At 44.9% G+C, this 18,720-nt stretch carries 15 protein-coding genes; 9 read left to right on the top strand and 6 right to left on the bottom strand.

The annotated features are described in order from the left end of the window. Nucleotides 1-165: 165 nt before the first annotated feature. On the top strand, nt 166-1,602 hold the full coding sequence (locus AC3CH3_RS17960) for an amidohydrolase (protein ID WP_488538885.1): 1,437 nt from the start codon (nt 166-168) through the stop codon (nt 1,600-1,602). Between the two features lie 176 nt (nt 1,603-1,778). Here the strand turns inward: AC3CH3_RS17960 and AC3CH3_RS17955 are convergent, their stop codons facing one another. The 6 genes from AC3CH3_RS17955 to uraH all read right to left on the bottom strand — a co-directional run bounded on the left by AC3CH3_RS17955 (nt 1,779) and on the right by uraH (nt 11,776). Continuing rightward, complete coding sequence (locus AC3CH3_RS17955; protein WP_488538884.1) at nt 1,779-4,175, bottom strand: hypothetical protein; 2,397 nt, start codon at nt 4,173-4,175, stop codon at nt 1,779-1,781. A gap of 151 nt (nt 4,176-4,326) precedes the next feature. Beyond that, nucleotides 4,327-5,565, bottom strand: coding sequence for an alpha-xenorhabdolysin family binary toxin subunit A (locus AC3CH3_RS17950; RefSeq protein WP_488538883.1), 1,239 nt, complete (start codon nt 5,563-5,565; stop codon nt 4,327-4,329). Between the two features lie 783 nt (nt 5,566-6,348). Then, complete coding sequence (locus tag AC3CH3_RS17945) at nt 6,349-7,713, bottom strand: 8-oxoguanine deaminase (RefSeq protein ID WP_488538882.1); 1,365 nt, start codon at nt 7,711-7,713, stop codon at nt 6,349-6,351. Nucleotides 7,714-7,889: 176 nt separating this feature from the next. Then, nucleotides 7,890-9,341 carry a nucleobase:cation symporter-2 family protein gene (locus AC3CH3_RS17940; RefSeq protein WP_488538881.1) on the bottom strand — a complete coding sequence of 484 codons (1,452 nt, stop codon included), beginning with the start codon at nt 9,339-9,341 and terminating at the stop codon, nt 7,890-7,892. 225 nt (nt 9,342-9,566) lie between these two features. Further along, nucleotides 9,567-10,910: an NCS2 family permease gene (locus AC3CH3_RS17935; RefSeq protein ID WP_488538880.1), complete on the bottom strand. Its 1,344-nt coding sequence runs from the start codon at nt 10,908-10,910 to the stop codon at nt 9,567-9,569. A 512-nt stretch (nt 10,911-11,422) separates the two neighbouring features. Further along, nucleotides 11,423-11,776, bottom strand: a complete 354-nt coding sequence (uraH, locus tag AC3CH3_RS17930; protein WP_019824598.1) for a hydroxyisourate hydrolase — start codon at nt 11,774-11,776, stop codon at nt 11,423-11,425. 425 nt (nt 11,777-12,201) lie between these two features. On the opposite strand from uraH, the gene puuE reads away from it, so the two are divergent. The 8 genes from puuE to AC3CH3_RS17890 all read left to right on the top strand — a co-directional run bounded on the left by puuE (nt 12,202) and on the right by AC3CH3_RS17890 (nt 18,654). Then, a complete protein-coding gene (gene puuE, locus AC3CH3_RS17925; protein WP_488538879.1) occupies nt 12,202-13,140 on the top strand; it encodes an allantoinase PuuE in 939 nt (312 codons plus the stop codon). Nucleotides 13,141-13,162: 22 nt separating this feature from the next. Continuing rightward, complete coding sequence (uraD, locus tag AC3CH3_RS17920; RefSeq protein ID WP_488538878.1) at nt 13,163-13,678, top strand: 2-oxo-4-hydroxy-4-carboxy-5-ureidoimidazoline decarboxylase; 516 nt, start codon at nt 13,163-13,165, stop codon at nt 13,676-13,678. A 138-nt stretch (nt 13,679-13,816) separates the two neighbouring features. After that, nucleotides 13,817-14,803: an allantoicase gene (gene alc, locus AC3CH3_RS17915; RefSeq protein ID WP_488538877.1), complete on the top strand. Its 987-nt coding sequence runs from the start codon at nt 13,817-13,819 to the stop codon at nt 14,801-14,803. Between the two features lie 14 nt (nt 14,804-14,817). Further along, nucleotides 14,818-15,378, top strand: a complete 561-nt coding sequence (locus tag AC3CH3_RS17910) for an ureidoglycolate lyase (protein ID WP_488538876.1) — start codon at nt 14,818-14,820, stop codon at nt 15,376-15,378. Nucleotides 15,379-15,392: 14 nt separating this feature from the next. Next, nucleotides 15,393-16,709: a urate hydroxylase PuuD gene (locus tag AC3CH3_RS17905; protein ID WP_488538875.1), complete on the top strand. Its 1,317-nt coding sequence runs from the start codon at nt 15,393-15,395 to the stop codon at nt 16,707-16,709. 283 nt (nt 16,710-16,992) lie between these two features. Further along, on the top strand, nt 16,993-17,766 hold the full coding sequence (locus AC3CH3_RS17900) for a TIR domain-containing protein (protein WP_488538874.1): 774 nt from the start codon (nt 16,993-16,995) through the stop codon (nt 17,764-17,766). A gap of 143 nt (nt 17,767-17,909) precedes the next feature. After that, nucleotides 17,910-18,149: a hypothetical protein gene (locus AC3CH3_RS17895; RefSeq protein WP_488538873.1), complete on the top strand. Its 240-nt coding sequence runs from the start codon at nt 17,910-17,912 to the stop codon at nt 18,147-18,149. A 31-nt stretch (nt 18,150-18,180) separates the two neighbouring features. Continuing rightward, complete coding sequence (locus AC3CH3_RS17890; protein ID WP_488538872.1) at nt 18,181-18,654, top strand: GrpB family protein; 474 nt, start codon at nt 18,181-18,183, stop codon at nt 18,652-18,654. The last annotated feature ends 66 nt before the right edge of the window (nt 18,655-18,720 follow it).

Here is an 18,720-nt window from a genome sequence, read left to right as displayed (position 1 = left end):
TGTGCAATAACTTATTTATCTTGAATTTGGCTCGATTAGGTATGCCATTTTATTTAAAGTTAGCGTTATAGTATCGGCAAAAATTCAATTACCTCATTTTTATTAAAGCTAGAAGCTAATATTAGACTTCTATATTTATTACACGCACAACATTAAGGTTTAGCAATGACGCTCAAAAGCTTGGCATGCACCATCAGCGCAGTTCTACTGGCAGGCTGTGGTTCGACGGTCGCGACGCAAACATACAACGCCGATCTGATCATCACCAATGGACAGGTTCTCACGATCAATTCAAAAATGGATGTGATTGAAGATGGCGTTGTAGTGGTGAAAAACGACCAGATCATCGCAGTCGGTAACGAGGATTTAATGACTCAATATCGCGCAGAAAAAGTGATTGATGCTCAAGATGGAATCGTCATGCCGGGCATGGTCAATGCTCACAACCATTTACCTATGATCGCGTTTCGTGGCCTAGGGGAAGAGGGCATCTCGAATCGTCTGTTTGCTTACTTCTTCCCTCTAGAAGCCGAAAAGTTAAGCCGTGAACTGATTTACAACGCGACTAAGCTAGGCAGCATCGAACTGGCACAAAGCGGCGTGACCACTTATGCCGATATGTATTACCACATGGATGAGATGGCGAAGGCGACCAAAGAAGTTGGCTTGCGCGCCGTGTTGGGCGAAACCGTGATTAAGTTCCCGGTGGTCGATGCCAAAGAACCTTACGGTGGGATTGAGTATGCCAAAGGCTTTATCGAGCAGTACAAAAACGATGAGCTAATCACGCCGGCGTATGCGCCACATGCGGTGTACACCGTGAGTAAAGATAAGCTTCAAGAAATTAATAAGCTATCGGCTCAATACGATGTGCCAGTGCTGATTCACGTTGCTGAATTTCCGAATGAAGAAAAGCGTATCAAAGATGAAACTGAAGCCACGTCACCAGTCGAATACATGGATGAAATCGGTGTGCTCGATGAGCGTGTAGTGATTGCTCACGGTATCCACCTTTCAGAGAACGACCAAAAGCTATTGAAACAGGCTGATGCGGGTATCTCATACAATCCAATGGCGAACGCCAAAGGTGCGACAGGAATAGCTCCTGCGTGGAAAATGTACCGAGCTGATATGCGTATTGGTTTGGGAACCGATGGCCCCATGAGCTCAAACCAAGTTGATATCATGCGTACCCTAAGTTACGCAGCAAACATGCAACGATTGAAGCATTCCGATCGCACCATCATGATCCCTGAGCAAGTGATTGAGATGGCGACATTAGGCGGTGCGAAAGCTTTGCACATGGAAGATCAAATCGGTTCTCTTGAAGTCGGAAAGAAAGCAGATATCGTGATTGTAGAGACACAATCAGCGAACATGATGCCAAATTACGACCCATACGCGACTTTGGTTTACCAAGCGAACCCAAGCAATATCGACACCACTATCGTTAACGGTCAAATCGTAATGGAAAACCGCGTGATGCAGACGGTTCAACTGGATGAAATCCGCCAAAGTGTCGATGAGTTTGAAACTGATATCAAAGCGTTTGCCAAAGAGCTTTCTAAGAAGGCGATTAAGTCTAAGAGTTTGATGGACTAAGACGTAAACTTGATTCTAAAATCGAATAGAGTGAATGAATAAGTAAGGCCGACATCATGTCGGCCTTTTTGTTACGAACTCTCTCCAGAACCTTACTCCTTGAACCTCGGTTCTTTGGATGAAATCGACGCTTGGTTAATTAAAGCAAGGCTTCGGCTAACTAAAGTAGTACTTAGCTAATTAGAGCAACTGTTGCCGTTAGGAATACCGCTACCTAAGAACTCGACGCGAATTTGTTCGACATCTTTTAGGTACTGGTTGTTCGTTTGTTCGGTTTTATCAAAGTTGTTGAGCGTGACATTCCATGATGAAAACGGAGTGGGTTGGAAGTAGGCGTATTCGAATTTATTCGCCACGGCACCATCGGTGATGATGCTAACATCGTTGGTGGTTGGATCATCTAGGCGGTAATAGAACGCGCGTGAAACAGGGTTAGAACTGAACTGATAGTCCTTGTTCTCATATCGGTCTAAATAATTACCCGAACTGGAAACTCGTAAGTTGAGTTGCTTGCCATAAGGTAAGTTTTCCCCTTCTAAGAACACTCGTACCGTGGAAAGCCTAACGCGGTCAAACGAACACAATTGGACTTGTTCTAATGGAATAGTGAAGTTTAGTTGTCCGGTTGTTGCAAAGCTCTCTAGTTGCTCGGGGCTAGAAATGGTGTAGTTGTCGATGGTGAAATCTTGTGGTGCTGGTTGGAAAGAAGACAGAGCATTTACATACTCACTTTCGACAGTAGCCAAATCAAATTGGTAGTCCAAGTAGCTTTTATTCAGAGAAGGCGTAACTTCGCTTGGCTTCAATGCCCAATATTCGTACGCCTGAACATAGTTAGACAAAGCAACGAACATCGGACGCTTGAAGTGCATCAATACTCGTGATAGTTCACGTTCAATCGAATCGAAGCTGTCGGTGTCTACTTGATAACCCTCGATCGCATCGTTCAACCTTTGCTGTTGATTGATAGTCACATTATTGGTGAGCAAGAGGTCTACCAACTTCGCTTGCTCGTGAGCAAAGTTAAGCTGCGTGATGTTAATTGCCTTACCGAGCAGAACCTGCTTTTCGAGTTCGAGTAGGTATTGTCTTGCTCCTTTGATACCTAAGCTATCGGCATATCTTAAGTTGCTGCGGATCTCGGTGATCATCAAATCCCACGCCAGATTGCTTTCATTGATGGTTGGGATGTTGAAGTTAAAGCCATCCATAGCTTCAGATACCTTCTGGAGCTTGATGGTTGATTTAATATCCGCGGTTAACTGAGAAATGCCAGAAATCGTTTTGGTCACGCTATCAATAATGCCTGTGACGGACTTGATGTTGGTGACGAGGTTTTTCGCTTTTTCTAATGCTTCAGGTGTTTTAGCCAATTGCTCGGTTAGGTCATTCACACCAGAAAGGTTGCCTGTGAATACCCCACTCACGGCACTTCCAATTTCGGCTATTGCTTTGAATATTGCTAGAGCCACATTGAGTTGTTGTTGGGTTTTCCAATTCTCGACACCAACTAAATAAGTGGTTCTTGAACTGAGAGTGACCAGTTCTTGTGCTTTATATTGGCTATCGACCTCGGTCAGGCTATCGCCTATCTTGTCTATGTTGGATTGGGTTTGTGTGATGATCGAACTCTGAGCGCGTAGAACGTCTTCGATGTTAGCGAGTGCTAACTTGGCGGCTTCAATCTTGTCTTCAATGACCGTGTTTCTATCTTGAATAATGTCCCATTGAGTTTGATACGCGATCATAGCGTTCAAATAGGCTTCGTATTTATCTTGATATAACACCTTGTCGAGATAAGGAACGTAATTGCTCTCTTTGGTGCTGAAGCTAATGAATTGCTTGAACGCGACCGTTTGTAGGTAAAGGTCGGAAAGAATCGGATCGTCTTCAACCACTGAACCTGAGTAATGCAAGCTTTGTTCAATCCAGTTGATGAGGTCGAGGCTAAGCTTTGGGTTGGTATCGTATAAGCTGGCTGCCATATCAAACGAGCGATTAACAATGTCTGTAAAAGGTTCAGTAGCCAGTTTCATTTGCCCAGTAATGTTCGAGTCAATGGTCGTTCTTCGGTAGTGTTCTCCTGCCAATACCACGGACTCGCCATCACCAGTTTTTCCTGTTAGGGCGTCTCGTGTAATGCTGCCATCGCTTTGGAAAGCGAGCACATTAATGGGTGTTTCTATTTCGCCGGCAATCACAGAAATTGAGGCTGCAGAGCCTTGCTGTCCGAGCACAAACGTCGGCGTGCCTTGGCCAACGATTTTTCGCGCAAAAATAAGGATGTTTTGGTTGTTTACAAGCAAGTTGAAATTCTCTGGAATTTCAATGGTATCTGCAAAAACGACGATTTTTGAGGGTTGAGTGACGTAAAGGTTTTGTTCTGCTATCCAATCACTGAGGTTGATGTGTAAATCGGATGTGGAACGAGATAGAACGCCGACATCGGAATAGGCCGATTGAACCCAAGTTGGGTATTCGGTTGAATTGGGTAAATTGTTCAGTTCAAGCCAATCGCTAGAAAAAGCCTGTGGAGAGAATGAAAGAGAAATAATAATAGGTAGAAGTCTCATATTGATGTCCTGTCGAAATTAGTATTTGCCAAATTTTGGGTAGCAGAAGCCAGCACCTTAATTTTGATAAGGTGTGGCTTTCTGTTAGAGATATATTTTTGGCTATTGCGTTATATTTTTTGTGTTTTTATATGATCGAGAGGTCTATGGACTATTCCATTTCTTGGATATATGCATTGTTTGCGAACGCTTTTGCTTTCTCACTAATATTACTCCAGTTACTTTCTGCAACCGTTGTATTGGCAAGAGCGCCTATTGCGCCTAGCATTGCGTCGTCTTTCATGATGTCTGCATTATTCTGGGCTTGTTCTAAGGCAACGAGCAGTGAAGTAAAGTCGGCATTCATTTTCTGCCAATTTAGTTTCAGCTTATTAATATGTGGAATCGCATTTTCTATTTGTTGAGAAATCATATCGATACTCTCTGAAGAGCGATGATAAGAGTTATATATTTTCTGTGTGTAAGTTAACTGTTCTTGAAGCTCTTTTACTTCGTTTTGTAATTCGTTACGAAGCTTACGCGCTTTTTCTGCTTTATCGCCGTATACACCCATGATTGGTCCTGCAACCAGAGGGAACCATGCATAAGTTACTGCGGTAGAGGCGACCGTAACATAGTGAGTGTAGTCTTTGTTGAGTTGAGTGATACGTGCATTGATGTCATTCACTCGTTGTTGAAGCGCGCTGCCATCATCGCTTAGGTAACCGTTGTGAGTGCCTTCTAATACATCTAACTGCAATTTTTGTGTATCTAATGTAGCTGAAAATTCCAATAGGTTACCGCCAACGTCAGACACTTCTTGTTGGTATTTCATGGAAAAACTCTGCAGGCTTTTCAGGTAAGCGATCGCCACCTTTCTATTGCGTTCTACCGCTTCGATATCTTCCGGGAGCGGCGAGAATGCTTTGGCCAGCATTTCATTCAAAGCATCGCTAAGTGGGTTAAGCATGTAGTCTTTAATTTGGACGTAATTGGCCAAGCTTAATGAAAGACCAACGATGCTTGGATAAAGATCTTTTTTCCAATAAAAGGCGGTATCGTGAATATTTGAGTATTGCTGAACCAGTGCTTGGAAATTAGAGAAAGGAATGTCGTTAGGAATACTTAAAGTAGATTTCATACTGGCTTCTGTCAACGGCAGCGCTAAAGCGCCTTCGACATACGCTTGGATTTGATACCACTCTTGTTGCTTAAGAATAAAATTGTCGGTCTCTAGATCGATAAAACCCCCATTTTCACCGATGATCGTGTCGTAGGTGACTTGAGGTATGTTTTGTTCAGCTGACGCTTGGTTGATTTGAACTGGAGCTGCTTGAGAAGTGAGTGCAAAAGAGGAAAGTAGCCCAATCGAAATCGAAGATAATACGAGTGTTTTTGTGATTTTTTTCATTATTTAGCCCTGTTAGATTTGTTATTAGCTTTTTGCAAAGTCAATAATTCCCTACCATTTAGATGGTATTTTTAAATATTTATGAAGGGTTATTGAATATTTTAATATTGTTATTTTTGTGATTATTTTTTGTTCTTTAAAATTAACCTCTTTAATGTGTTTTTTGTTTTTATAAGATTTGGCCAATCTATAGCAGATTTATAATGAAAAGTTCTATTTAGGTCACACATTTGGATTCATATTGATCGTTTGTTGATCTATTGAATTTAATGATATTTGAATCATTAGTTTTGGTTCTTTTGTCAGGCTAGGTATGGAAAGGTCTCGAGAGGTTTTCATTCTATTCATAAAGGTGGTAAGTGATAAAAATATAATTATCGCCATTATTCGTATTATTACTAAATCTGTTGATTAATTTGATGAATATATAAATAGAACGAACGTTTTAAATTTGATCTGTGCCAAATAATGTACGGGTTATTTGATATTTACCGAAGGGGTTATGAGTGATTTTTTATTAGTGAATGTTTTATTAGTCAATCTTATATTAGATAGAGTTAAATTAGGTTTTATTTAATTATTGGCGGTTTATGTTTTTGGTTTATTGAGTCGAAATTATTTAGGAAATAGATTGATAAATAGACTGAGAGGCATCAGGTTTACATTTTTTGGGATGATTTGGGATGATTTGGGGTGTTTTCGAATCATTGCGGACGTTTATGGAGTTTTGCCCATCAAAGCCACTCGCTTTGGCTTGCAGTGTTTGATGGGCAAGTGTTTCAACTAATGGTTATTCATCGCCAATTTACCAAGCTTCATTGCAGCAGCATGGTGGCGGTGCATCAGTTGCTCCATGTCTACGCCAATAACGGCACCATCATTCACTCGCCATTTTCCGGCTACCATCACTTTATCCGCTTGTTGAGCACCACAAAGTAGTAATGCAGCCAGTGGGTCGTGGCTACCAGAGAAACGAATATCATCGAGTTTGAACATTGCGATGTCGGCTTGTTTGCCAACCTCTAGCGTACCAGTGTCGGTTCTGCCCATCGCGCGTGCCGAGCCCGATGTCGCCCAGCGCAGTGCATCGAGGTGTGAAACATTGGCAGAACCGTATTGCAGGCGCTGTAAGTACATCGCCATGCGCACTTCGGCAATCATGTTCGAACCGTCGTTTGAGGCGGAACCATCCACACCCAGTCCGACTTTTACGCCTGCTGCTTCAAGGTCGTTGTTCTTACAAATACCGGAAGCCAGCATCATGTTGGACGTCGGGCAGTGGCTAATGCCAATACCTGCTTTGCCCAAGCGTTTGATCTCTTCTGGGTTGAAGTGAATACCATGAGCAAGCCAAGTGCGTTCGTTCAGCCAACCCACATCTTCGAGATAATCGACAGGGCGCAAGCCAAACTTCTCAATACAGAAGTCTTCTTCATCCAAGGTTTCGCATAGGTGAGTGTGCATCATCACGTTCTCACGCTCACTGATCTTAGCGGTTTCTTTCATTAGATCGGTGGTGACTGAAAACGGCGAACAAGGCGCGAGTGCGATTTGAATCATCGCCCCTTCATCACGCTGGTGGTAATCGCGGATTAAGCGTTCACTGTCATCAATGATGGTCTGTTCGGTTTGAATGGTGTGTCGTGGAGGTAGTCCACCTTCATCTTCCCCAAGGCTCATGGAGCCGCGAGTGAATATCGCTCTCACGCCTAGTTTCTCTGCGGCCTCGACTTGTAAATCGATGGCGTGCTCTAGTCCGTCTGGTAGCAAGTAATGATGGTCTGACGCTGTCGTACAACCTGACATCATTAGCTCAACCAGCGCCAGTTCAGTGGCAAGGCTCATCATCTCAGCATCGAGGTTAGCCCAAACAGGGTAGAGGCTTTGTAGCCAATGGAAGAGTTCTTTATTCAGTGCGCCGGGGTAGGCTCGCGTTAGGGTTTGATAGAAGTGGTGGTGCGCATTGATAAGCCCAGGAGTCACAACATGACGAGAGGCGTCGACGCTGTAATCTACGGGTAAGGTTGGCTCTTTGTGTTTGCCAACCAGCTCAATGATTGTATTACCTTTAATGACAATACCGCCTTCTGCATCAGCCAGTGAGCCAGTGTAGATTGCGAGAGGATTCTTAATCCAGATGGTTTCCATTCATAGTAGTCCTTAGCCATCTCAGCCTTTTCAGGGAAGAGGGTCTTTATTGGTATTTGCTGTTGAAAGATAAATTCGAATCAGGGGGCGTTAAAACGTTCAACGCTCTAATCATTCCCTGATTCTGTGAAAATCGGTTTTACGCTAGTCAGTGAACCAGTTAATTAGGGAATCAGCTAGTTCGTTTTTGGCTCAGGATTTTCTGATGCCGCTTGAACGTCTGCTTCTGTACTTGCTTGTTGAATCTCTAATTGCTCGTCTGAGTGTAGTTCTTCTTCAGCCTGTTCTTTCATTTCTAGCTCAACTTGCGCTTGGCTCTCGGCTAACGCTTCTTGTTCTTCAGCTTTTGATGATTTTGGTAACACAAGGTTTAGCAGAACCGTCATGATGGTGCCTGTGGTAATGCCCGAGTGAAGGAAGTTCGCCAAATCATGCGGTAAGTGTTGCAGCAATCTGGGTTCGAAAGTTACGGCCAAGCCAGACGCCAAACCGACACAGATTACCAAGGCATTTCGCTTGGTGTCTGCGGCCTTGATCAACATGCGGATACCCGCGTAGGCAATCATACCGAACATCACGAAACCTACACCACCCAAAACAGGTTTCGGAATTGTGACGGCAATTGCGGCTAATTTCGGGAATAAACCGCCTAAAATTAGTAAACCGCCTGTTGCAGCCACTACATAGCGACTTGCTACCCCTGTGATACCTACAATGCCGACGTTTTGGCTGAATGACGCCAATGGCATCGCTGTTAAAATCGAAGATAAGGTACTACCAAGGCCATCGCCCAGCAGCCCACGTTTTAGATCTTTACCGCTGACTTGGGTTTGACAGTTGTTGCCCAACGCCATGAAGTCACCCGTTGCTTCGGCGATCACCACGATGTACACCAAGCTCATGCTGATGATGGCACTGGCAGAAAAGGTAAAGCCATATTTGAAGGGTTCAGGTCCGCCAACCCAAGCGGCAGAGCTGATTTGTTCAAGGTCGACCATGCCGAGCGACAGCGCCACAATGTAACCACCAGCTAAACCAATCACGATAGCTGAAGCGGCAACCGCGCCTTTACAGTAAACCGATACGCCAACCACAATCCCCAAAGAGACCAGTGCTAGAAACAGTTTAGGTAGCGTGGCGAATTGTTCGGTATTGGCTGGGGAGTCTCCGACCCAATTCATGGCAACCGGTAAAATGGTTAAGCCGATTAGGGTAACCACAACACCACTTACCACGGTTGGGAACAGCTTCCGAACCTTGTCCATATAGAAGCTGGCACCAATTACGACAAACGAGCCGATAAGCGCCGAGCCCATGATAGCGGCGACACCACCTTCGTTACCGATTGAGATAGCGACACCTAAAAAGGCAAAGCTCGAACCCATAACCACGGGCAGTCGAATGCCAACAGGGCCAAAACCGAGACATTGAGCGACGGTCACAATACCTGACGCTAGTAGCGCCGCATTGATCAGCGAGACGATCTCTGTGTTAGGTAGGCCGATAGAAGCGCCGACAATGAGGGGAACAGCGACGATGCCACCAATCGAGGCGAGCATGTGCTGTAAAGCGAGTAGGAAGGTTAAGCCGTGAGGCGGTCTTTCATTTAGGGTGTACAGAAGTTTCATTTGATATTCCTCTGCCTGCGTTTCCGTTTACAGGCGATTGGCGGTCAAATAATGACTTCTACAAACTGCGTAGGGTCATAAAAAAGATGCACGGAATCGGTAGGGGTTATGCTCTCTCGTCATCAATGCAATTAGCTTTCTTAAAAATCATGTTGTTGCTTGGCTTGCGAACGAGCCAAGCAACGCTGTGAGCAATCAAGAAGCGACTGCTCAGGAGCTATAGGGTTAACCGATGAATACTAGCTTGGCGATGAAGATAGCCGCTAGGAAGTACATCGAAATTGAGATGTCTTTTGTTTTGCCTGTCGCCAATTTCAGCACAGTGTAGGTAATGAAACCCAGTGCGATACCATTGGCGATAGAGAAGGTCAGTGGCATCATCAGAGCAGTAATCGCTGCTGGAGCGCCGTTGGTAAAGTCTTTCCAGTCGACGTGCTGCATGCTGCTCATCATCACGAACGCCACGTAAATCAACGCGCCAGAGGTTGCGTAAGCGGGGATCATGCCTGCAAGTGGCGATAGAAAAATCGCCGCTAAGAACAACACGCCAACCACAATTGCAGATAGGCCAGTTCGCGCACCTGCTGCAACGCCTGCGGCACTTTCTACGTAACTGGTGACTGGCGGACAACCCACACACGCACCTGCCACACTTGAGATACTGTCGGCTTTCAGCGCTTTGCTTAGTCCTTCGATCTTGCCTGTCTCAGGGTTCGTCAGATTTGCACGCTCAGCCACGCCCATCAAAGTACCTGCGGTATCGAACATGTTGACGAAAAGGAAAGCCAAGATAACGCTGATCATTGAAACATCGAGAGCGCCCATAATGTCCATTTTTAGGAATGTAGGCGCTAAGCTTGGTGGAGCCGCGAAGAAGCCGTTGTAATGCACTAAGCCAAGCATCATGCCGACCAGAGTCACACTCAAAATTCCGATTAACACGGCACCAAATATTTTACGCTCACTGAGTACCGCGATGATCAAGAAGGCGATAGCGGCCAGTAGAGCTTCAGGTTTAGTAAAATCCCCTAAAGAAACCAAAGTCGCTGGATTTTCGACGACGATGCCCGCTGTTTTAAGGCCAATTAGACCTAAGAATAGGCCAACACCCGCTGTCATGGCATAACGCAGACTCACCGGAATACTTTCGATTATCCATTGGCGAACCTTGTAGAAACTCATCCCGACGAACAAGATGCCGGAGATAAACACTGCACCCAACGCCACTTCCCAGGTGTAGCCCATTTCGCTTACTACCGTGAATGAGAAGAAGGCATTCAAGCCCATGCCCGGTGCAAGGCCGACAGGCCAGTTCGCAAATAGTCCCATTAACAAACAACCGATCGCAGCACCAATACAGGTTGCGACGAATACCGCCCCTGCATCCATGCCTGACGCAGCCATAATTTGTGGGTTAACGAAGATGATGTAAGCCATAGTGGCGAAGGTAGTCACACCCCCCATTAATTCATCTTTCACGCTGCTTCCGTGGGCCTTAATTTTAAAGAGTTTCTCTAAAATTCCGTTATTCGCGTCTTGGTTGAGTATTTCTGTTTTACTCTCACTCATGTCAGCAAGTCCTTTTATGTTGTGATCCATTTATTGAATACAGCGAGATTTCAATATTAAGTTTTAAGGTTTTTTCCTAGCCGTTATTTCTTTAGTTATCTGTTGTTTAGTCATCAACTATCTAACTAATAACGTTGTTAGTATTTTTATATGAGCGTGTTGAGGGTCTGTTGACCTTTCGCGGTTAAATTTTGTTCGAGATAGAATCGTTTTAGGCGCGGCAAGGAGTATGTAGCCTAGTCACTCTAAGTAAATACTTCTTAACAAAGCATAAAACGATTCTAGCCGAACCCTTCGGGCAGCCTTTGTGGTTCATTTCTACTGCGTTATCGGCTTCTCATGTAGGCTAGCTACACATCAAAGCCTCTGCCTTGTAGAAATTTTCCACAAAGCGCTGCAAAAATCAGCTCGAAAGGCCAACAGACCCTACTGAGCGCGCATCATTTTAGATGCACGCACTAATCTGCTTAATATTTGTCGGTGAGCCTAGTTCAAAGCTCTAGGTCACGAGACTAACTGCCCCGATAGGTTGAGAAACTGTAAGGTGAGACGAGAAGAGGAACGTGATAATGCGCTTCTGGATCATCTAGACCAAAGCGAATAACAACATCGTCTAGGAAAGGCACGCCATCCAATTCCACACCCTTGCTTTTGTAGTAATCCGCTACGTAAAACACCAATTGATATTTCCCCGGTTGGAAATCATTCCCTGCCAGAATCGGCGCATCGGTTCGGCCATCGGAGTTAGTGATCACCGTCGCCAGCTTTTCTGTTGAGTCTTCATTGACCTTATAAAGATCTACTTTGATCTCTGTGCCCGGTAAGCCGTGAGTCGTGTCTAATACGTGTGTTGTTAATCTTCCCATAGTCCTTTAATAGCGCTTTTGGCGCTCCTCTGTTCCGTGGTTTATCTGTCTGTTTCGACCTTGCAAAGAGTGTAACTGGTCACTTTGTTATCACTAACTATGTACGAACTGTACACAATTAGTAAAGAGAATTGTTGGAAAAATGTTAACCATTGTATCGTTTTTTCTGAATTTATAGATCTTGATTATCGTTTTTTTGCGAGTGTTGGTTTTGTTAAGTTATTGTTTTTAATTGGTAACGATGCTCAAATTTAACTTGAATAACAAAATCTTTACATTGAGGTAAATAATTGTATACAATAAATGTACAGGGGTAAGGTTGCTCGGTTTTGAAATAACCAACAGCGGAATCACCAATAGAAGAATCATATTGATGAACCAGCTAAACAGCGGCTAAGCCAACCACTTATGTTAGGAGTACTTGGATGAATAAGGATTATTCAAGAAATTTGATCGGTTACGGAGCGAATCCTCCGAACCCTCAATGGCCAGGTAATGCGCGCGTCGCGGTTTCTTTTGTATTGAACTATGAAGAGGGCGGTGAGCGTTGTTTGTTACATGGAGACGACGAATCTGAAGCCTTTCTCTCAGAGATCCCGTCAGCACAACCGATCAAAGGCGAACGTCACATCAGCATGGAATCCATCTATGAATATGGTAGCCGAGCGGGTGTGTGGCGTGTTCTTCGCTTGTTCGATGAATATGAAATTCCACTGACTGTGTTTGCGGTCGCTATGGCCATTGAGCGTCACCCAGACGTAGCGAAAGCTATGGTCGAAGCGGGGCACGAAATCTGTAGCCACGGTTATCGCTGGATCGACTATCAATACATTGATGAGTCTGAAGAGCGCGATCACATGACCAAAGCGATTGAGATCATTCAACAAGTGACGGGTCAGCGCCCGCAAGGTTGGTACACAGGTCGAACGGGTCCAAATACGCGTCGCTTGGTTGCAGAAGAGGGCGGTTTTCTTTACGACTCTGATGCCTATGATGATGACCTACCTTATTGGCACACCGAGACTGGTCATCCGCAATTGGTGATCCCATACACTCTCGATGTGAACGACATGCGCTTTTCAACCGCGCAAGGCTTCAACTCTGGTGAGCAGTTCTTCCAATACCTAAAAGACACGTTTGACACTCTTTATATGGAAGGCGAAACAGCGCCGAAAATGATGTCGGTTGGGTTGCATTGTCGTCTGATTGGTCGCCCCGGTCGTATTGCTGCATTAAGACGTTTCTTAGATTACGTAAAACAGCACGACAGCGTGTGGTTATGTCGTCGAATCGATATCGCCAACCACTGGCTCCAGCATCATCCTTATCAACCAAATAACGCTATTCATCAACAGCAAAAGTAGCATTGAAGCAAGGAGGCTTAACGTGACAGAATTTCGATCATGCCAACCAACAACCATGGACCGCGATACCTTTGTCGCGCACTTTGCTGATGTTTACGAACACAGCCCGTGGGTTGCAGAAGTGGTGTATGACCAAGGTTTGAATGCCGAAGACGACCATATCGAGAATCTTCATCTGAAAATGGCATCGATCTTGTTAAGTGCAGACCAAGGCAAACAGTTGGCTTTGATCAACGCTCACCCGGATTTAGCCGGTCGAGCAGCAGTAAACGGCGAACTCACCGAGTCGTCGACCAAAGAACAAGCGGGGGCGGGCATCGACCAGTGCAACGCCGAAGAATTTGAAAAATTCACTTCTTACAACAACAGCTACAAAAGTCGCTTCAATTTCCCTTTTATCATGGCGGTGAAGGGAGCCAATCGTTACCAAATTCTTGAGTCGTTCGAGATGCGATTAGGAAATGATAGTGAAACTGAGTTTGCTACGGCGATTCAAGAGATCAACAAGATCGCGATGTTTCGTCTCTGGGATATGTAAGTTAACGGAGTTAACAGCTATCTCAGCCCAGTCTTAGTGAGCCAAGAGCTTTGTTTATCAAAGCCTTATTGAATAAAGCATAAGCCACTAAGTTCTCATTTTATTATTACTTGATTAATTGGATAGGATTACACGGACATGACCCAAACATTTGAACAATTCATAAACCTTGCAGACGAAAAACTCGGCGCAGAAGCTACCTTCGCAACAGACGATTTTTTCGCCGATAAAAGCCGTCTACTCAGCCACGCAGCGCCAGAGTGGAAAGACGACTTATACGACGATAACGGCAAGTGGATGGACGGTTGGGAAAGCAGACGTAAACGTGGCGAAGGTTATGACCACTGTGTCGTTCGCCTTGGCCTAGCTGGCACCATTGCTGGCGTTGATATTGATACCTCATTCTTCACAGGTAACTTCCCACCTTCGGCATCAATTGACGCGTGTTATTCACCACAAGGTGAACCAACGGACGCAACAGAGTGGCAAGAAATTCTGCCTTCAATGGCGCTACAAGGTGATCATCATCATCTTGAAGCGATTGAAAGCGACCAAGTATTTACGCACCTACGTTTGAACATCTACCCAGACGGCGGTGTCGCGCGCTTACGTGTTTATGGCCGACCAAGTGTCGATTGGGAAGCAATAGATTCTCAGCAACAAGTTGACCTAGCATCGGTTGAACACGGTGGCCGAGCACTCGCATGTAGCGATGAGCACTACGGCAACAAAGCTAACATCTTAGGCCCAGGCCGCGGTGAAAACATGGGTGACGGTTGGGAAACAGCGCGTCGTCGTACGCCGGGTAATGACTGGGTTATCGTGGCACTAGGCCACCCAGGCAACATCGAACGTATCGTCGTGGATACTGCTCATTTCAAAGGTAACTACCCTGACAGCTGCTCAATTCAAGCGGCTTACGTGAAAGGCGGTACCGACGACCAAGTAGAAACACAAAGCCTATTCTGGCGCGAACTCTTGCCAGCACAAAAGCTGCAAGCGCACGAGATTCACGAGTTCATTTCTGAGGTAAACGACCTTGGTGCGATTACCCACGTACGTGCAAACATATTCCCAGATGGTGGTATCAGCCGTTTGCGTCTATTTGGTACGAAAGCGAAATAGGTAAGGAAATGAGTATGAGTAATGGAATACGTCGTTTATCAATCGAACCGTTAACCAAGCAGGCTTTTGCTGAGTTTGGCGATGTTATCGAGTCCGATAATAGTGATTTCTTCATGATCAACAGTGGATCAACACGTCGCTACCACAAGTTAGCGACAACGGATGTACAAGACCAAGACGGAGAAGCGATCATCAGCATCTTCCAGGCCACACCGTTGAGTTACCCACTGACCATCAAAATGTTAGAGCGTCATCCACTTGGCTCTCAGGCATTCGTTCCATTACTTGGTCAACCCTATTTAATTGTTGTTGCACCAAAAGGCGATAACCCAACGTTAGCCAATAGCCGAGCTTTCTTGAGCAACGGCCGTCAAGGAGTGAACTATCACAAAGGGGTGTGGCATCACCCAGTTCTCGCGCTCACCGATCAAGACCAGTTCTTGATTGTCGATAGAGGCGGAGAAGGACACAACTGTGATGAAGTTTATTTCGACAGCGACCGAGTGGCATTGCATTTGGACGATCTGCCAAAGGAAAACAACAAGGAAGAGCAACGCTTAACTAAAGCGTTGTGATACAGGAGTTTATTATGGATCCGCATGTTACAGAGTGGTTGAATTTAGCGATTCGCTGGATTCACATGATTGTTGGTGTTGCGTGGATAGGCGCATCATTTTACTTTGTTTGGCTAGAGAACAACCTTAACCGAGTTAACCCTAAAACGGGCCTTTCAGGCGACTTATGGGCGATTCACGGCGGTGGTATTTATCACCTAGAGAAGTACAAACTTGCACCACCAGAAATGCCAGAGCACCTGCATTGGTTCAAGTGGGAAGCCTACTTCACGTGGATTACCGGTGTGTGTCTACTGGGTGTCGTTTACTACCTCAACGCTGAGATCTACCTGATTGCACCGGGCTCTGGCCTTGATTCAACAACGGCAATCGCGATTGGTATTGGTTCATTCGTTGCTGGTTGGTTTATCTACGATTTACTGTGTGACTCGCCATTAGGTAAAACCCCTGTGTTGCTTGGCGTTGTGCTGTTTGTGCTGCTCGTCGCTGCAACCTATGGCCTAACTCAAGTGTTCAGTGGGCGTGGTGCTTACATCCACGTGGGTGCCATCATTGGTACCATCATGGTGGGTAACGTATTCCGCGTTATCATGCCTGCGCAGCGCAACTTGGTGAAAGCGATTGAAGAGAAACGCGAACCGGATCCGGCATTGCCAGCGAAAGGTTTACTACGCTCTCGTCACAACAACTACATGACACTGCCAGTGCTGTTCATCATGATCAGTAACCACTTCCCAAGCACTTATGGCTCGGAATACAACTGGTTGATCCTTGCTGGCTTAGCGATCTTCAGCATCTTGGTGCGTCACTACTTCAACACCCGTCATGGTAGTCAGAAGTTTGCATGGACCGTGCCAGTCGCGGCATTGGGTATGATTACTCTCGCGTTTGTTACCTCACCTTACGCGAAAAAACAGATGACTCCGGTTGTGCAAACGCCAGTGGTTCAAGAAGCGCAAGTGAGCGCGACAGAATTGGCTCCAGAAGAACTTGCTGCGAGCAGCACTGCTGCACCAACGACAGATGCTCAACAGGCTCCAGCACACGCAACGCAATCTGCGAGTGCAGGCGTCAGCTTTGAAACCATCAACAAAGTCATTCAAGAGCGCTGCTCTGTGTGTCACTCATCAACCCCTAGCCATGCTGCTTTTGCTGCTGCGCCAGGTGGTGTGATGTTTGATACGCCAGAAGAGATTAAAGCCAACGTCCCAAGAATTGTTGCTCAAACGGTAACAACTAAGGTGATGCCGCTCGGCAATATGACTCAAATGACTGATGAAGAACGCGCACTTATCGGCACTTGGGTAGAGCAAGGCGCTACGCTTCAATAACCGTACTTTGCAATAACAGTACTCAGCATCCTTTACCTAAGAGCATGAGTCTTAGGTGAGGCTTGGGGAGAGTTTGGTTTACGGGCACGCGCCAAACTCATCCCACCCTGTTTCCCCGGTTCCTATAACCGGGGCTTTTTGTTTTTGGAGCAAAGGAAACGTAGAAATACTATTTAGTTAATTACATATGTGTGTATATGTCACTTAGAGTGTTTTCAGTGTTTGAGTAATAATATGCCAAGCTATATTATATGCAGCTAATTGCTTTTTTAAGGTGTTTTCAATGAGAAAACCTAGAATATTTATAGCGTCTTCAGTAGAAAGTTTGGATGTGGCAGAAGCTATTAATGTCAATCTAGATCATGAATTTGAGGTTACTATTTGGAAAAATGGCACTTTTAAGCTTTCCTCCACTAGTGTTGATGACTTAGTTGCAAAGTCATCTTCTGTTGATTTCGCGTTATTTATTTTTGCTCCGGATGACATTGCTATGATAAGAAGTCGAGAGCAACATGTTGTGCGGGATAATGTGCTTTTTGAAATGGGTTTATTTGTAGGAGCTATCGGGAAAGAGCGTACATTTTTTATTAAACCTCGAAATCAAGAAATGCATTTACCAACAGATCTTCTTGGCTTAATGCCGGCAGATTATGAAGCTAATCGGAGTGATGATGATCTTGTTTCTGCAACAAATAGAGCTTGCTCATTAGTTAAGGCTGAAGTTAAAAGGTTAGGTTTATTGAATAGAGAATCCCTGAAAGCTAACACGGTGTTGGAAGTTAACTCTAAAAACTATCCTATTACTACAGTAGATCTAAAATTCTTATCGGTTGTTCTTTCATCACACACATCTCGCCCTGATGGCTTGGACTTTTTCCAGATTTGTAATGATGTTCACGAGTCAGATAGTTTAATCAGTTTGGCTGCAATTAAATTGGAACGTCTTGGTTATATTGAAAAAACCATCGAGCATGATAGTTGGGGGAATGGCGTATATCAATACTCAATCAATGAAGCAGGGATTGATTTATTATTGGGTTCAGATTTAGCGTCATGATGTTTTAGTTAAGTAATCGTATAATGTACTCAATGTAACCGCTTTGAAGGGAGTTTAACCATAACAGGTATAGTAAAGCTTCTTGGTATGAATCCCTACCCATGGCATTTTCTGTTCTAAATTGATCTTATTTAGGACAGAAAATGGAAGACTTAATAGTTGCGTATTTTAGGGCATTGAGCTCATTCTTTAGGTATCTGCTTCAGTCGTTTTTGATTGAGCTCATTGGTTACGGTTCTGGCTGGATAGTCTGTAAGGTATTCACATTAGGGCGCTTCCCCCCATTGATTCCAACTGAAAAAGAGCGAACCAGAATCTCTTATATCGGGGCGATTAGCATTGCGTTATTTCTAATAACTATCGGTGTGTTCAATAGTTTTTAATGCTCAGAGCCAGCCATAGAAGTGAGGAAGTATGAAATTCTACCCTGCTGAACAATACCAAGCTGCTTGTCATGAAATGTTTGCTCGATATGAACGTGATATTAAGAAGCTACTCCCTACTGCGAGAGTCGAGCATGTCGGCGCATCCTCGATTCCATCGGCAGTATCTAAAGGCGACTTGGATATATTCGTCGGTATTGAATCGAGTGAACTTGAGTACGCCGCTGCACAACTCACGACACTCGGCTTTAAAGAGAAACTCGATACCTTAAGAACGCCAGAACTGTGTATGTTGGAGTCTACATCTGGGGACGATGTGGCGTTGCAAGTGGTCGCCAATGGTTCTGAGTTCGAATGCTTTCTACGGTTTCGTGACAAACTACGTGCGAATCCGGCATTAGTTCAGCAATACAACACCCTCAAAATTGCTTGTGAAGGTTGGCCACAAGATGAATACCGTGAAAAGAAGTCGGCTTTTATCGAGCATGTGTTGGCTTTGAAATAACGACACGTTTTAATTGGATGTTATTCATCCAAATTTTAACTTTTAGTGCTGTTTTTACTTTCCCCT

It is taken from the genome of Vibrio sp. QJM3NY_35 (genome assembly GCF_057785915.1).
This window is presented reverse-complemented; position numbering and strand designations above follow the sequence as displayed.

What these genes read in the sequence shown, in the direction of transcription:
- AC3CH3_RS17960 (WP_488538885.1), top strand. Translation starts at nt 166, where the DNA reads ATGACGCTCAAAAGCTTGGCATGCACCATCAGCGCAGTTCTACTGGCA.
- AC3CH3_RS17955 (WP_488538884.1), bottom strand. Translation starts at nt 4,175, where the DNA reads ATGAGACTTCTACCTATTATTATTTCTCTTTCATTCTCTCCACAGGCT.
- AC3CH3_RS17950 (WP_488538883.1), bottom strand. Translation starts at nt 5,565, where the DNA reads ATGAAAAAAATCACAAAAACACTCGTATTATCTTCGATTTCGATTGGG.
- AC3CH3_RS17945 (WP_488538882.1), bottom strand. Translation starts at nt 7,713, where the DNA reads ATGGAAACCATCTGGATTAAGAATCCTCTCGCAATCTACACTGGCTCA.
- AC3CH3_RS17940 (WP_488538881.1), bottom strand. Translation starts at nt 9,341, where the DNA reads ATGAAACTTCTGTACACCCTAAATGAAAGACCGCCTCACGGCTTAACC.
- AC3CH3_RS17935 (WP_488538880.1), bottom strand. Translation starts at nt 10,910, where the DNA reads ATGAGTGAGAGTAAAACAGAAATACTCAACCAAGACGCGAATAACGGA.
- uraH (WP_019824598.1), bottom strand. Translation starts at nt 11,776, where the DNA reads ATGGGAAGATTAACAACACACGTATTAGACACGACTCACGGCTTACCG.
- puuE (WP_488538879.1), top strand. Translation starts at nt 12,202, where the DNA reads ATGAATAAGGATTATTCAAGAAATTTGATCGGTTACGGAGCGAATCCT.
- alc (WP_488538877.1), top strand. Translation starts at nt 13,817, where the DNA reads ATGACCCAAACATTTGAACAATTCATAAACCTTGCAGACGAAAAACTC.
- AC3CH3_RS17910 (WP_488538876.1), top strand. Translation starts at nt 14,818, where the DNA reads ATGAGTAATGGAATACGTCGTTTATCAATCGAACCGTTAACCAAGCAG.
- AC3CH3_RS17905 (WP_488538875.1), top strand. Translation starts at nt 15,393, where the DNA reads ATGGATCCGCATGTTACAGAGTGGTTGAATTTAGCGATTCGCTGGATT.
- AC3CH3_RS17900 (WP_488538874.1), top strand. Translation starts at nt 16,993, where the DNA reads ATGAGAAAACCTAGAATATTTATAGCGTCTTCAGTAGAAAGTTTGGAT.
- AC3CH3_RS17895 (WP_488538873.1), top strand. Translation starts at nt 17,910, where the DNA reads ATGGAAGACTTAATAGTTGCGTATTTTAGGGCATTGAGCTCATTCTTT.
- AC3CH3_RS17890 (WP_488538872.1), top strand. Translation starts at nt 18,181, where the DNA reads ATGAAATTCTACCCTGCTGAACAATACCAAGCTGCTTGTCATGAAATG.